Below are 14,479 nucleotides of genomic sequence, written 5' to 3' on the forward strand. Positions count from 1 at the left end.
CGGCGTCAGCGCGCGTAGAGCGCGACGGTGACATTGTCCGCGGGGTAGAGCGCGGCCAGGTGCAAGCCCCGGCCCGCCAAGGGTCCGGGCAGCTGTTTGCCGCCTGTCTCGATCAGCCACACGCGGCTCACCCCGGCGATCCGCCGGTCCAGCGTGGCCCGGTCGGTGCTCGTGCCGCGCAACGTGCCCGTCGCGCTGGGCGAGCCGGCCAGTGCGAGGTCGTCGAGCGGGCCGAAAGCGGACGGGTAGGCGAACGCGAATTCCCTGGGCATGTCCGGATAGTGACAGTTCAGGCAGTGGTAGAGGACGCCGTCGCCGGGCTGCTCGTGCCGGGCGAGCACGGTCGCCGCGGCGCGGGCGTCGTCGCCGTGCCCGTCCGGCCGGCGTTGGGCGAACTGGGTCGGCAGGCCGAGGGCGGCGACGAGCACGAGCGCGATCACGCGAGGCGCCAAGGTGATCCCGGCCAGCCCGACCCCGACCGGCAGCGCGAGCGCGGGCAGGCAGTACGCGACGTAACGCGGCACGTACACCGGCAGGGCGACCGAGGCCGCGGACAGCAGCAGCACCGGCGGCGCGACGAGCCAGGGCAGCGCGAGCCAGGCCGTCGCGGCCCCGGCCCGCGAACGCAGCCCGAGCCCGATCAGCAGGCTCACGAGCACCAGCGAGCCGGTCGACCCGGCCAGCCACGCGGCCAGGTCGCCCGGGGCGGACGCGCCCGGCGAGCCCAGCCAGCCGAGCTGGTCACGCTCCCGCCAGGCCAGCACGGCCACCGGCAATGCGGGCAGGCAGCCGAGCCCGGCCGCGATCAGCCAGCGGCGCAGCGACGGTCGGTGGCGGGCCAGCAGGAAAACCGCGTGACCGGCGAGCAGCAGCAGGCCGAACACGTTGAGCAGGCCCAGCCCGGCGACCGCGCCCCCGTAGCCGGCCCAGAATCGGCGTCGCGCATCGCCGGCCGCGCGCACGAGCAGATAACTCGCGAGCACCGCGCAGGCGAGCACCAACGCGTACGAGCGGCCCTCCTGCCCGTAGCGGCTGACCTGTGGCAAGACCGCGAACACAAGGCCGGCGAGCAGGCCGGCGCGCGGCGAATGCAGCCGCCGCCCCAGCGCGGCGACGCCCACCGCCGCGGCGGCCATGGCCAGCGCCGAGGGCAGCCGCAGCACGACCTCGCCGATCCCGAAGGCGTGCACGATCGGCCACATGAACAGGTAGTAGGCGCCGTGCACGACATCGACGTGGGTCAGCAGCCGCAGCAGCGCCGGGATCGAGCGCGCGTCCGCGTCGAGTGTGGCCGCCTCGTCGCCGTAGTACGAGGGTGTGGCCAGGTCCCAGACCGCGATCAGCAGCGTGACCAGGGCGGGCACGAGGAGCACGGGGTCCGGCCGCCGCCCGGGCTCCGATTCCGACGTGCTCGCGGCCGTCGCTTCGGATTCCGCCGCAAGGGTGGGCGTTGGCGCGGGCACAGCGCCAGCCTGTCGACCGGACTTCAGAACTCCGCGGGAGAATCGTGTGAATCCCGTGTGAGTGCCGTCGGCAGGGTGAGCTTGACCCGCAGCCCGTGCGGCTCGTTCGGCCCGGCCGTCACCGATCCATTGTGGACGGTGGCGATCTGGGTCACGATGGCCAGGCCGAGACCGGAGCCCCGGCCGCGCGCGGTGGTGTCCGCGCGGTAGAACCGATCGAAGATGCGCGGCAGGCGCCCGGCCGACACGCCGGGGCCGGTGTCGGCGACCTCGATTTCGACCGTGTCGCCGTGCTCGCTCAGCGTGACCGTGGCCGCGGTGCCCTCCGGGGTGTGCGCGCGGACGTTGGCCAGCAGGTTGTCCACCGCCCGGCGCACCAGTTCCTCGTCGCCGACCACGACCACTCCGCCGGCGATCTCGGCGCGCCACCGGTGCCCGGGCGCGGCCACCCGCGCCGCCTCGACGCGGCCGGTGACGAGTCCGCTCAGGTCCACCGGCTCGCGCTGCCGGTCCGGGTGCTGGTCCAGGCGGGCCAGCCGGAGCATGTCGTCCACCAGCCCGCTCATCCGCCGGGCCTCCAGCCCGATGCGCCGCATCACCTCGTCGACCTGGGCGCGCTCGGGCAGCGCGCCCTGCTGGTACAGCTCGGCGTTGGCGCGCAGCGAGGCCAGCGGGGTGCGCAGCTCGTGGCTGGCGTCGGCGAAGAACCGGCGCATCAGCTCCTGCCCGGCCTCCCGCTCCTGCACGGACGCCTCGATGCGCGCCAGCATCCCGTTCAGCGCCGCGCCGAGCCGGCCCACCTCGCCGCTCGGGTCCTGCGGGGTGACGCGATCGGTGAGGTCGCCGGCGGTGATCCGGTCGGCCTGCGCGGCCATCGTCTCGATCGGGCGGAACCCCCGGCGCAGCAACCAGAACACGGCCAGCCCGATGAGCAGCACGGCGGCGGCCGAGCCCAGGGCCACGATCAGCCGCATCCGGTCGACGATCCGGTCGGCGTCGCTCAGGCTGGTGCTGATCACCAGTGTCCCGTTCGGCCCGCGCAGCGCGATCGAGCGCAGCGGGTCCCCGAGGGCCGACACGGTGTCCTGCGTCCGCCCGTCCACGACCAGGCCGGCCAGGTCCACCGGCACGTTCGGCGCGTGGTCGTCGACGGCCGGCGTCGGCGGGCCGTCCTCGTCGGCGATCGCGGCGCGGAAGTCCGGGGCGCCGTCGATCTGCGGGATGTAGAGCATGCTGTACATCCCCACCAGGAAGTGATGGGTGTCGATCCACTTGCCGATCGCGTCCGGGTGGTGCATCACGTCCGCCCCGGGCGGCAGTTCCGGCCCCGGCGGCAGCTCGTTCAGCTGGGGCCGGACGGCCTGCGCGGCGTTGCTCAGCGAGGTGTCGGTCTGGCCCATCAGGTAACTGCGCAGCGCGGTGACCGCGGCGAGGTCGAACGCGACCAGCGCCACCAGCGTCACCGACACCACCGGGACGAGCACCCGCAGCCGCAGCCGGCCGCGCACCAGCCACCTCAGGCGCTCACGGCTCATCAGCGGCCGCCGCGTCGCCGGGGCGGGGCGCCCGGAGGCTGTAGCCGACGCCGCGCTGGGTGTGGATCAGGTCCGCGCCGAACCGCGCCAGCTTCCGTCGCAGATAGGCGATATAGGTGGAAACCACCGTGCTGGTGCCGCCGAAGTCGTAGTCCCACACGTGGTCCAGCAGCTGGGCGCGGGTGAGCACCCGGCCCGGGTTGAGCATCAGGTACCGCAGCAGCCGGAACTCGGTCGGCGAGAGGTCCAGCGGGTGGCCGGCGCGGCGCACCTCGTAGGTGTCCTGGTCCAGTTCCAGGTCGGCGAACGTGAGCACCGGACCGGTCCCGGCCGGGCGCGAGCGGCGCAGCACCGACCGGATGCGCGCGGCCAGCTCCTCCAGTCCGAACGGCTTGGTCAGGTAGTCGTCACCGCCGATGGTCAGCCCGGTGACCTTGTCGGCCTGGGTGTCCTTGGCGGTCAGGAAGATCACCGGCACCCGGTGCCCGTCCCGGCGCAGCCGCCGCACCACCTCGAAGCCGTCGGTGTCCGGCAGCATCACGTCCAGCACCACCAGGTCGAACGGCCGGTCCCGGACGAGGCCGAGCACCTGCGCGCCGGTCTCCCCGGTGGTCACGTCGAAACCGAGGAACCGCAGCGAGGCGGCGACCGCGTCCCGCAGGAACGGCTCGTCGTCGACGACCAGCAGCCGGGCCTCGCCCTCCTCCCCGGCCCCGTCCGCGGGCCGCCTGCTCACCGGTTCCATCGTCCACTCCTCGTTCGTCCCGCCTCCGGTAGTCGCCGAACGCCACCGGCGACTACAGTGTGTGCCACTGTGACCACCGCGGTCGAGGAGGCTGGTGTTGTTGTCGGACGAGCTGAACGCTCCTCCCGGGGTCGATCCCTATCGGGCCAGTGTCGCCCGGATCTACGACTACCTCCTCGGCGGCAAGGACAATTACGCGGTCGACCGCGAGGAGGCCGCGCGCATCATCGCGAAGATGCCCGAGCTGGCCGACGCCACCCGGGAGAACCGGGCCTTCCTGATCCGGGCGATCCGGTTCCTGGCCACGAACGCCGGCATCACCCAGTTCCTCGACTGCGGGTCCGGGCTGCCCACGGCGGAGAACGTGCACCAGGTGGCCCAGCGGATCAACGCCGACGCGAAGGTCGTCTACAGCGACTACGACCCCATCGTCGCCGCGAACGGCCGCGCCCTGCTCGAAGACACCAGCCGCACGCGCTACATCGAGGCCGACATCTTCGACACCGGCAGCATCCTCGACGACGACACCGTACGCTCGCACCTGAACTGGAACGAGCCGATCGCGGTGCTGTTCGTCGCCACGCTGCACCACCACAAGGGCGACCGCGGCCGTCCCGCCGAGGTCACGGCCGAGTTCCTCGACCGCCTGCCGTCGGGCTCGTACCTGGTGATCTCCCACCTCGTCGACCCCCACGACGGCTCCAGCGACGACGCGGCCATCGCCGAGCTGCGGGAGATCGTGCGCACGGGCTCGCTGCGCGGCGTCATCTCCCGCACCCAGGACGAGATCCGCGAGCTGTTCCACACCACCGAGCTGATCCCGCCCGGGCCCGGCCGCGCACCGGAAGTCGTGCCGCTGATGGACTGGTGGCCGGACGGCCCGCTCCTGCACGCGCCGAACGTCGCCCAGCGCATCATGGTCGGCGGGGTCGGCCGCAAACCCTGAGCCGCAAACCCCTTCGCCGCCGGGCATGTAGCCGCTCCGTCCACTGTGGACCCGCGCCGACGTGGGGCCTCGATTACCACGCGGTGGAGGTGCTGGCCCGGGCCGTCGCGGGCCAGGAGGTGCACGAGCTGCCCTCCGCCCGCGGCTGGACCTACATCCTGCCGAAAGCGGACTTCGCGCTCGGGCTGGCCGTGGGAGCCGGGGCGGCGGCCAAGCACCTCGGCGTCACCACCGGGGAAATCGACCGGCTGAACGACGCCGTCCTCAGACCCGGGGCCGGATCCGCCGGGTGCCCGTGAACGGCCGGCTGGACCAGCAGCGCTTCGGCTATCTCCCTTGGTCGCCTTCGCCGCTCGCCCAGGGTGCGCCCGGCCCGGACGCGGCTCGCACGGAACTGGCGAAACGGTACTTCGGCTGGGCCGCGTCGGCGTCCCTGAAGCACTTCCGCTGGTTCTCCGGGCTGACTGCGGCGGCCGCCAAGAAGGCCGTCGAGCCCCTCGGCCTGCTCTCGGTCGGCGAGACCGGGCTGCTGCTGCCGCCCGATCTGGCCGACGCCTTCGAGGAGTTCACCGTGCCCCGCGAAGCCGCGTACGCGCTGGTCGCCGGGATCGACGGAATCCACCTGCTGCACCGGGAGCTGGGCCGCCTCCTCGACCCGCCGCCGGATCGCCGGGCTGTGGGAGTACGACCCGGCCGCGGGCGGGATCGCCTGGCTGGCCTTCGGCCAACCGGACACGGCCCTCAAGGAAGCCGTCGCCCGCACCGAAACCCTTGTCCGAGAACAGCTCGGCGACGTCCGGATGTCCATTTTGGACTCGCACCGGCCGGTAGCAGTCCCGGTCAGGACACCTTCGGCGTCGCGCGGACGCCGTAGTGCACGTACGGCTCGCCGGTCGGCAAGGTGTAGAAAACGACCGGTGTCCAGTTCTCCGCGCCCGGCGCGCGGAAGACGAACAGCGAGTCGGTGACCGGCACGAGGTCGAATTCCTGGGTCTTCTCCGGCATCAGGTCCGCCAGCGGCCCGGTGACCGTGTTCCGCAGGCGCAGCCCGCTCTCCCCCGCCAGCACTTCGGTCAGCGAGCCGGCCCGTTCGTAGACGCCGAGGTGACGCGTCCCGTCGACGGTGACGGGGGCCGAGGGCGGTTCGAGCGGGTGCGGCATGGTCACGCCGGCCAGCTCCGCGAAGATCTCCCGGTACAGCTCCACGTACAGGTCGTGCGCGTTGCCACCGTTGGTGAGCAGCGTGACCGCGAGCCCCTGGTCCGGCAGCAGCCGCAGGAACGCCGACTGCCCGATGGTGTTGCCGTCGTGGCCGATGATCCGCCGTCCGTGCCAGTCGTCCCGGATCCAGCCGAGGCCCCACGAGTCGCCGATCGTGTGCCGGTCGGGCAGCTCGACCTGCTTTTCGGTCATGGCGGCGGCGGATTCCGCGGTGAGGATCCGCTCGCCGTCCGCGGTGAGGCCGCCGGTCAGGTGCAGCCGCGCGAACGCGAGCACGTCCGCGGCCCGGGCGGAGATCAGCCCGGCCGGGCCGACCGACCGGGGCAGCTGCCAGGTCGGCACCGGCTCCGGCTCGGTGTCGCCCACCGCGGCGTGGCCGACCGCCGCGCGGAAGAGCAGGGCCTCCTCCGGGAGCGTGACGGTGTGCGTCAGCCCGAGCGGGGTGAACAGCTTCTCCCGCATCGCGGCGTCCCAGCTCAGCCCGGTGAGCTTCTCGACCACGCGGCCCATGAGCACGAAGCCCGAGTTGCAGTAGGAGAAAGTCGCGCCGAGCGGATGGTTCTGCGCGGTCTCGCCGAGCTGCTCCACGTAACGCTCGACGCAGTCGTCCCCGCGGCCGGTGTCGGTGAAGACGTCACCGTCGATCCCGCTGGTGTGGGTCAGCAGGTGCCGCATGGTGACCTGCTTGGCCACGTCCGCGTCGGCCAGCCGCAGTTCCGGCAGCACCTCGGCGATCGGCGCGTCCAGGTCCAGCAAGCCCTCGTCGACCAGCCGCAGCACCACGGTCGAGGTCCACACCTTGGAGATCGAGCCGATCTGGAACAGCGAGTCTTCGGTGACCTCGACCCCGGTCGCCTTGTTCAGCACCCCGTGGCTCGCGTGCACCTCCTCGCCGGTGCCGGCCCGCAGGATCCCCAGCACCGCACCGGGAACGCGGTACTTGCGCGAAAGCTCCGCCAGGCGGCGGCGCCAGTGCGCGGCGTCGATCGGCACCCGCGAAACACCGTCCGCCGCGGGCGCGTACTGCTCCACCCATTCGACGATGCGCCGGTTGAAATCGGCGCGGTGCGAGGGCGGGCCGTCGAGGATGAACAGGTGCGCGCCACCGGGGTAGAGCACCAGTCGGGACGGCACGCCGCGCTCGCGCAGGGCGGTGAACCACTGCTCGGCCTGCCCGACCGGGCAGCGCTCGTCGGCCCCGCCGTGCACGATCAGCGTCGGCGTGCGCACCTTCGAGACCTCGGTCAGCGGCGAGAACGGGGCGTACTCGTTCTCCCACGAATGCGTGCCCACCTCGCTGACGCCGAGGTAGTGCCCGGCGTCCGACGTGCCCGCCATGCTGGTCAGGTCGGCGACCACCCCACCGGCGACGGCGGCGGCGAACCGCTGGTCCCGGCTGGTCAGGTAACAGGTCATGAACCCGCCGTAGCTGTAGCCGGTGACGGCGAGCCGGTCCGGGTCGGCGAGGCCCTCGGCCACCAGCTGGTCGAGGGGTTCGAGGAAGTCGGCGGCGTCGGCCACGCCCCACGCGCCGACCGCGGCGGTGTAGAACGCCTCGCCGTAGCCGTCGCTGCCCCTCGGGTTGAGCGTCAGCACCGCCCAGCCGCGGGCGGCCAGCACCTGGTGGTAGAGGTGGGCCGAGTCGGCCGCGCCGTTCCAGGCGTTGTGCGGGCCGCCGTGGATGTCGAGCAGCAACGGCAGCGAGCCGGTCCGCTCCGGGTCACGCACCAGCCAGCCGTGGACGACCGTGCCGTCGCCGATGGTGAATTCCCGCTCCTCGCGGACGAACAGGTCCACTTCGGACAGTGCGGCGCCGTGGTGGGTGCGCACGCCGGCCGGGCCGCCGTCCGGGTCGAGCACCACGACCTCGCCGAACGACGTGTCCGTGGCCAGCACGGCGGCGATCGTGCCGCTCGCGATGTCCATTCCGGACACCACGTGGCCGTCACCCGTCAACACCGGGCGGGGACTGCCACCGGCCAGGTCCACTTCGTACAGATGGGTGCAGCCGCGGTCGCGGACGGCGAACACCACGGTGTCGCCGGTCAGCTGCGGGAGCGCGCCCGGGTAGCCGGGGCCGCCGGACATCACGTTGCGGTCCAGCGAAGCGGCCAGGTCGGCCGTCTCGCCGCCGTCCAGCGACACCCGCAGGAGCCCGAGGTGGCCGGCCGCGGTGTCGGCCCGGCCGACGACCAGCAGCGACCGGCCGTCGGCGGTCCAGGTGACCGGGCCGGCCATCCCTTCGCCGGACCCGATCAGCCGCGGCTCGGCGATCCGCGCGGTCGCGTCGAGAACATAGGCCCCGGAACGGAAAGTGAGGTCGGAGTCGCGGTCGCGGGCCGCGGAGAAGGCCAGCCGCGAGCCGTCGGGCGACCAGGCGGGATCGCCCGCGTGCCAGTCGCCGAAGGTGACCTGGCGGACCTCGCCGGTCTCGATGTCCAGGACGTGCAAGTGCTTGCGCACGGTCTTGAGCAGCCCGGCGCCGTCGGCTTTGAAGCCCAGCCGGTCGGTCACCACCGGGACGTTCGGCTCGCCGTCCGCCGCGGTCAGGTCGACGGCCGCCGCGAACGCGATCCTGCTCCCGTCCGGGCTCCACACCGGCGCGCCCGCGCCGAGCGGGAGCTTCGTGACCGGCTCGGCCTCCCCGCCGGCGGCCGGGAGGAGCCACACCTGCGGCGGCGCGTCTTCGGCACGCAGGAAGGCGATCCGGGTGCCGTCCGGCGCCCAGGCCGGCGCCGCGTCGGCGGTTCCCCGCGTGAGCTGCCGGGGCTCGCCGGAGCGTGAGCCGACCTCCCACAGCGTGTCGGTGTTGCGGTCCCCGTCCCGGTCGGCGGTCCGCAGCACGTAGACGATCCGGCTGCCGTCCGGCGACAACGCCGGCTGGCTGGGGACGGCGAGGTCGTACAGGTCTTCGATGCCCAGACGTCGGGTCATGCGCTGGCTCCTCGGGAGATCGCGGTCGGATGGGACTGGTCCTCGCTGAAGTGGCAGGCCGCCGAGTGCGGCCGGTGGGCCGCGCCTTCGGCCGGGTCCGCCCGGAGGCAGAGCTCCCGGCCGGCCAGCACGAGCGGGCCGACCGGGCACCGGGTGTGGTAACGGCAGCCGCCGGGCGGGTGATGCGGGTCGGCGGGCTCGGCGTCGGCGATCTCGCCCGGCTCGTCGGCGCCGATGTCGAACAGGGACTTGTGCGCCGAGGGCGCCGCGGCGAGCAGATCGCGGGTGTAGGGATGCTGCGGCTCGGTGAGCACCTGGTGCGCGGGACCGGCTTCGACGATGCGGCCGAGGTACATCACGGCGACGAGGTCGCTGACATACCGCACCACCGCGAGGTTGTGCGAGATGAACAGCATCGACAGGCCGAGCTGCCGCTGCACGGAGCGCACCAGGTTGAGCACCGCGCCCTGCACCGAAACGTCGAGGGCGGAGGTGATCTCGTCGGCGATCAGCACCTCGGGCCGTCCGGCCAGGGCCCGGGCCAGCGCCACGCGCTGGCGTTGCCCGCCGGAGAGCTGCCCGGGCCGCTGCCCCGCCCGGTCCGGGTCGAGGTTGACCAGTTCCAGCAGCCGCGCCACCTCGGCCCGCCGCGCGGCCCGGCCGGGCAGCACCCCAGGGCCGATCGCCTCGGTGATCGACTCGCCGACGCTCATCCGCGGGTCCAAAGAGGAATACGGATCCTGGAACACCAGCTGCAACGGCCGGCGCCGCGGCAACCGCCGCACGTCCACCCCGCCGAGCAGCACCCGTCCCGAACTGACCGGGGCGAGCCCCACCGCCGCGCGCGCAAGCGTCGACTTCCCCGACCCCGATTCCCCGACCAGCCCGACAACCTGTCCCGAAGGGACGGTCAGCCCGACCCGGTCGACCGCGGTGAGGCCGCGCCGCCCGCCGTACCGCACACTCACCGCGTCGAAGACGAGGTCGGTCATTCCCCACCTCCAGTGGTCACGGTTTCCTTGACTGGCATGGAAAGCGGCGTGCCATCCGGATCGACCCGGCGCACCGGCGCCACCCGGTCCAGCACCGCGTCTTCCGTGCGCACACTCACCGCGTCGAAGACGAGGTCCGTCATTCCCCACCTCCAGTGGTCACAGCTTCCTTGACCGGCACAGCAAGCGGCGAGCCATCCGGATGCCAGCAAGCCACCCGGTGCACCGTCGTCACCCGTTCCAGCACCGGGTCTTCCGTGCGGCACCGGTCGCTCACCGCCGGGCAGCGGGCTGCGAACGCGCAGCCGGACGGCATGCGGCCCGGTTCCGGGGGGCGGCCGGGGATCACCGGGAGGGGTGCTTCGCGGTCGGTCTCGAGGTCCAGGGTCGTGGCCAGCAGGGCGCGGGTGTAGGGATGGCGTGGGGTCACGCCGGGATCGGACGGCAGGTCTTCCACCACCCGTCCCCCGTACATCACCAATATCCTTTCGCAGGTCTGGGAAACGACCGCGATGTCGTGGCTGATCAGGACGATCGCGGTGCCCCGTTCGGTCCGCGTCCGGGCCAGGAGGCGCAGTAGCTGGCGCTGCACCGTGACGTCCAGTGCCGTGGTGGGCTCGTCGGCGATGATCAGCCGGGGGTCGCCCATCAGGCCCATGCCGATCATCGCGCGCTGGCGCATGCCGCCGGAGAACTCGTGGGGGTACTGCCGGGCGCGGCGGCGCGCCGCCGGGATCCGCACCGCGCGCAGCCGGTCGACGGCCCGCGCGAACGCGTCGGCCCGCGAAAGGCCTTGGTGCTGTTCGGAAACCTCGGCGAGCTGCCTGCCGATCCGCCGGGCCGGGTTGAACGAGGTCATCGGGTCCTGGAACACCATGGCCAGCGAGGTGCCGAGCAGTCCGCGCAGCTCGCGCTCCGGCGTCGTCAGCAGCGGGCGGCCGGTGAACTCCAGCCGGTCCGCGGTGACCACGCCGGGCGCCTCGATCAGCCGGGACACCGCGAGCCCGGTCAGGCTCTTGCCCGAGCCGGACTCGCCGACGACGCCGACCGCCTCGCCCGCGCCGACGCTGAAGCTCACGCCCCGGACGGGCACCGTCCACCCGGCCGGGCCCGGGAACGCGACCTGGAGGTTTTCGACCACCAGCACGGCGTCTTCGTGCTCCGCCGGCGTGTCCGCCCGCGTGGCCGCAACCGGCGGTGGCCCGAGCCCCCGGGCGCGGGTCCGCACGCCGACCACGCCGGCGACCGTCTCGCCCACCAGGTTGAAGGCGAGCCCGGCCAGCACCACCGCGACGCCGGGTGCCAGCGCCGCCACCGGGTTGAGGTAGATCCCGTTGAGGCCCTCGCCGAGCAGCCGTCCCCAATCGTAGTCCGGGGCCTGCACCCCGATCCCGAGGAACGACAGCCCGGAGAAGGCGAGCAGCGCGCTCCCGGCGCCGATCGTGGCGTTGACCACCAGCGGCTCCGCGATGTTGGGCAGGACATGGCGGAACAGCAGCCGGATCCGGCCCACTCCGGCGACCCGCGCGGCCGCCACGAAGTCACGGCCGGCCACCGACGCCGCCATCGTCTGCGCCAGCCGCGCGAAGGCGGGCGCCAGCGCGAACCCGACCGCGAACACCGCGCCCCGCGTGCCGACCCCGAAGATGACCGAGAAGAACAACACCAGCAACAGTCCGGGAAACGCGACCGCGATGTTCACCGCGGCGATCAGCAGCCGGCCGAGCGGGCGCGGCAGCACCGAGGGCAGCGTGCCGAGGACGAGCCCGCTCACCACGCCAAGCACCATCGCGAGCAGCGCCAGCACGATCGACAAGCGCGTCGCCACGAGGACGCGGAAGAGAATGTCACGGCCGAGTTCGTCGGTGCCGGCCCAGTGCGCCGCGGACGGGCCCTGGCTGATCGCGTTCGTGTCCACCGCGGAAGCCTGGCCGGGCCACAGGATCGGGGCCAGCACCGCGAGCACGAGCACCAGGACCAGGAGGGCGGCCGCAAACGCGCCGAGCGGGGTGCGCAGGGCCGTCAGCCACTTCGCGCGCCGGTTCACCATCAGCCCTCCCGGATCGTCGAGCGCGGGTCGAGCACGGCCAGCAGGACGTCGACCAGCAGGTTCACCAGCAGCACCCCGACGCCGTAGACCAGCACGATGCCCTGCACCAGCGGGTAGTCCTTCTGCAGGATCGACTGCGCGATCGTCGAGCCGAGTCCCGGCCAGGCGAACACGTTCTCCACCAGCACGGTGCCCGCGACCATCCCGGTCAGCATCATCCCGCCGAGGGTCAGCGTCGCGGTCAGCGCGTTCGGCAGCGCGTGCCGCGCGTAGACCAGCCGCGCGGGCAGCCGTTTCGCCCGCGCGGTGCGGATGAAGTCGTTGCCCAGCACGGAAAGCGTCTCCACCCGCACGATGCGGGAGAGCACCGAGGCCGGGCCGAGTGCGAGCGCGATCACCGGGAGGACCAGCGACGTCGTCCCCTCGCTGCCGGCCACCGGGAACCAGCCGAGCCGGACCGCGAAGAACGCGACCAGCGCCACCGCGACCAGGAACTCCGGGATGGCGGCGAGCAGCACCGTCGTCGAGGTGAAGGCCAGCTCGCTGCCGCGGCGCCGGCCGCCGCGGGTCAGCATGGCGAACAGCAGGCCGAGCGGGATCGCCACGACGATGACCACCACGAAGGCGGGCACCGCCAGCTCCAGCGTCGCGGGCAGCCGGTCGCCGATGACCTGCGAAACCGGCACCCCGCTCAGCATCGACGTGCCGAAGTCGCCCCGGACCAGCCCGCCGAGGTAGTCGAGGTACTGCTGCCACAACGGGTGATCGAGGCCGAGCGCGGCCCGGCGCGCGTTCACCAGCTCGACCGGGGCGGTCAGGCCGAGCGCCGCGCGGACCGGGTCGCCCGGGATCAGCTGGATCATCAGGAACGCCATGGTCACCAGCACCCACACCGAGACGGCGAACCGGCCGAGGCGGCGCAGCCCGAACGACAGCCACGGCCCGGCCCGCGGACCGGAAACCGCGGTGGTGACGGCCGTTTCGGTCATCAGGAGTACATCCGGATCGTCGACGGCTGGATGGCGCCCTGGTTGATCCCGAACCGCGCGTCGGTGCCGAAGGTCGGCACCACCGTGTTCGCGAACGGCACCACGTCGAGCTGGGCGAACAGCGCGGATTCCGCGCCCAGCCAGCTCGGGCAGCCGGCGTCCCCGGCCGACGCCGCCGCCTGGCCGACGAGGGAGTCGTACTGCGCGTTCCGGATGTGCGCGAAATTGGTGCCCTGCGGGGGCAGCGGCCCGGACACGAACGGCACCAGCTGGCTCGGCAGCGTGAGCCCCAGCGGGCCCATCGAAAGGTCCCAGTCCCCGGTGTCGAACAGCACCCGGCTCAGCCCGGGGCTGTCGACCGCCTTGAGCGTGACGTCGGCGCCGATGCCCTTCAAGGACTGCTGGACCAGCTCGGCGGCCGGGGCCATGGTCGGGCCGACCTGCGTGCCGTAGATGGTGCTGAGGGCGAGCCGCTTGCCGTCCTTGACGCGCACGCCGTCCGCGCCGGGCCGCCAGCCCGCGGCGTCGAGCGCGGTCTTGGCGGCGGCCGCGTCGAAGCCGGGCAGCTTCCCGCTGACCGAGTCGCCGGGGCAGGCCAGCGGCTCCCCGGTGACCAGTCCCTTGACGGGCACGCCGGCGCCGCTGGTGAGCACCTTGGCGACCTGGCCGAGGTCGAGCGCCTGCACCAAGGCCCGCCGCACGGCCGGATCGGCGCCGGGCCGGCCGGGCGACTGGTTGAAGAACAGCTCGCCGAGCGTGATCGTGGTGTCGGCGTGGAACAGCCGCTGCGCGCTCAGCCGCCGCGTGTCCTGCCCGGTGATCGAACCGGCGTTGACTTCCCCGGACAGCAGCAGGTTGGACGTGGTGGTCATGTTCTGGATGACCCGGGCGACCACCTTGTCCGGCAGGCCGGGCTGCTCGGCCGGCCACTGGCCGGGGCCCCAGGTGTAGTCCTTGCGCCGGGTCAGCGTGTAGTGGTCGTTCGGCACGATTTCGGTGACGGTGAACATGCCGGTGCCCTGCTGCCCCTTGGCCAGCGACGACCGGTCGGCCAGGCCCTTGGCGCAGACGATCGGCACGCTGCCGACGTTGCGGAGCAGGAACGAGTCCGGCGAACCGCTGGTCACCGCGACCGTCCCGGCGGTGTCGTCGCCGACCGCCTTGGTCCCCGGCTTGACCGTGACCCCGGCGATCGGGGACTTGTTCGCCGGGTCCCCCACGAAGTTGATGTTCGCGGCCACGTCGCGCGCGGTCAGCCGGGTGCCGTCGGCGCAGGTGACCCCGCTCCGCAGGGTGAACGACGCCGTGGTCGTGGTGGCCTCCCACTTCTGCGCGAGGCCGGCGACCGGCTTGCCCGTGGCGTCGATGGTGACCAGGCCGTCGTAGAGGAACTGGTCGAGCTGGCGGGTGACCGACAGGACGGTCATGGCCGGGTCGAGCGAACCCGGGTCCGACGGGAGCGCCAGGGTGAACGTCTTGCCGTCGGCCAGCTTCTGGTTCGCGGTCCGGTCCGGCCCCGACGAAGCCGGCGTCCCGCAGGCACTCACGGCCAGGACCACCACACCCGCCATCGCGGCGGTGAGCCGAGCTGTTCTCATGGGTCC

12 protein-coding genes are annotated in these 14,479 nt (G+C 73.0%); 3 read left to right on the top strand and 9 right to left on the bottom strand.

Annotated features, from left to right (window positions below; translation table 11 throughout):
- Positions 1 to 5: 5 nt before the first annotated feature.
- Genes BMY97_RS18455 through BMY97_RS18465 form a run of 3 tightly spaced genes read right to left on the bottom strand, consistent with a single transcriptional unit; the run spans position 6 to position 3,743 of the window.
- Positions 6 to 1,463, bottom strand: coding sequence for a glycosyltransferase family 39 protein (locus BMY97_RS18455; protein WP_143086226.1), 1,458 nt, complete (start codon positions 1,461 to 1,463; stop codon positions 6 to 8).
- A gap of 23 nt (positions 1,464 to 1,486) precedes the next feature.
- On the bottom strand, positions 1,487 to 2,998 hold the full coding sequence (locus BMY97_RS18460; RefSeq protein WP_091618100.1) for a sensor histidine kinase: 1,512 nt from the start codon (positions 2,996 to 2,998) through the stop codon (positions 1,487 to 1,489).
- Entirely contained in the window at positions 2,988 to 3,743 is a 756-nt protein-coding gene (locus BMY97_RS18465; protein WP_091618101.1) for a response regulator transcription factor, read from the bottom strand. Before BMY97_RS18465 ends, BMY97_RS18460 begins: the two co-directional genes overlap by 11 nt.
- A gap of 94 nt (positions 3,744 to 3,837) precedes the next feature.
- On the opposite strand from BMY97_RS18465, the gene BMY97_RS18470 reads away from it, so the two are divergent.
- From BMY97_RS18470 to BMY97_RS18480, 3 genes are all read left to right on the top strand, one after another.
- The gene (locus BMY97_RS18470; protein WP_425425297.1) at positions 3,838 to 4,689 is read left to right on the top strand and encodes an SAM-dependent methyltransferase; all 852 of its coding nucleotides are present in this window, start codon (positions 3,838 to 3,840) and stop codon (positions 4,687 to 4,689) included.
- An 83-nt stretch (positions 4,690 to 4,772) separates the two neighbouring features.
- Positions 4,773 to 4,988 (top strand): hypothetical protein, encoded by a 216-nt coding sequence (locus tag BMY97_RS18475; RefSeq protein ID WP_091618102.1) that lies wholly within the window; start codon positions 4,773 to 4,775, stop codon positions 4,986 to 4,988.
- Positions 4,979 to 5,563 carry a DNA glycosylase AlkZ-like family protein gene (locus BMY97_RS18480; RefSeq protein ID WP_091618103.1) on the top strand — a complete coding sequence of 195 codons (585 nt, stop codon included), beginning with the start codon at positions 4,979 to 4,981 and terminating at the stop codon, positions 5,561 to 5,563. Before BMY97_RS18475 ends, BMY97_RS18480 begins: the two co-directional genes overlap by 10 nt.
- On the opposite strand, the gene BMY97_RS18485 is transcribed toward BMY97_RS18480, so the two are convergent.
- From BMY97_RS18485 to BMY97_RS18505, 6 genes are read right to left on the bottom strand one after another with little or no spacing between them, the layout of a single operon-like run.
- Positions 5,530 to 8,844 carry a serine hydrolase gene (locus BMY97_RS18485; RefSeq protein ID WP_091618104.1) on the bottom strand — a complete coding sequence of 1,105 codons (3,315 nt, stop codon included), beginning with the start codon at positions 8,842 to 8,844 and terminating at the stop codon, positions 5,530 to 5,532. The genes BMY97_RS18480 and BMY97_RS18485 overlap by 34 nt on opposite strands.
- Positions 8,841 to 9,836 (bottom strand): ABC transporter ATP-binding protein, encoded by a 996-nt coding sequence (locus BMY97_RS18490; protein ID WP_091618105.1) that lies wholly within the window; start codon positions 9,834 to 9,836, stop codon positions 8,841 to 8,843. The genes BMY97_RS18485 and BMY97_RS18490 overlap by 4 nt, the downstream gene beginning before the upstream one ends.
- Positions 9,833 to 9,979, bottom strand: coding sequence for a hypothetical protein (locus tag BMY97_RS47090; protein WP_177231417.1), 147 nt, complete (start codon positions 9,977 to 9,979; stop codon positions 9,833 to 9,835). The genes BMY97_RS18490 and BMY97_RS47090 overlap by 4 nt, the downstream gene beginning before the upstream one ends.
- Entirely contained in the window at positions 9,976 to 11,886 is a 1,911-nt protein-coding gene (locus BMY97_RS18495; protein WP_091618106.1) for a dipeptide/oligopeptide/nickel ABC transporter permease/ATP-binding protein, read from the bottom strand. The genes BMY97_RS47090 and BMY97_RS18495 overlap by 4 nt, the downstream gene beginning before the upstream one ends.
- Entirely contained in the window at positions 11,886 to 12,875 is a 990-nt protein-coding gene (locus BMY97_RS18500) for an ABC transporter permease (protein ID WP_091618107.1), read from the bottom strand. The genes BMY97_RS18495 and BMY97_RS18500 overlap by 1 nt, the downstream gene beginning before the upstream one ends.
- A complete protein-coding gene (locus BMY97_RS18505) occupies positions 12,875 to 14,473 on the bottom strand; it encodes an ABC transporter substrate-binding protein (RefSeq protein WP_091618108.1) in 1,599 nt (532 codons plus the stop codon). Before BMY97_RS18505 ends, BMY97_RS18500 begins: the two co-directional genes overlap by 1 nt.
- Positions 14,474 to 14,479: the final 6 nt, after the last annotated feature.

The organism is Amycolatopsis saalfeldensis (assembly GCF_900110575.1).
Taxonomy (GTDB): domain Bacteria; phylum Actinomycetota; class Actinomycetes; order Mycobacteriales; family Pseudonocardiaceae; genus Amycolatopsis; species Amycolatopsis saalfeldensis.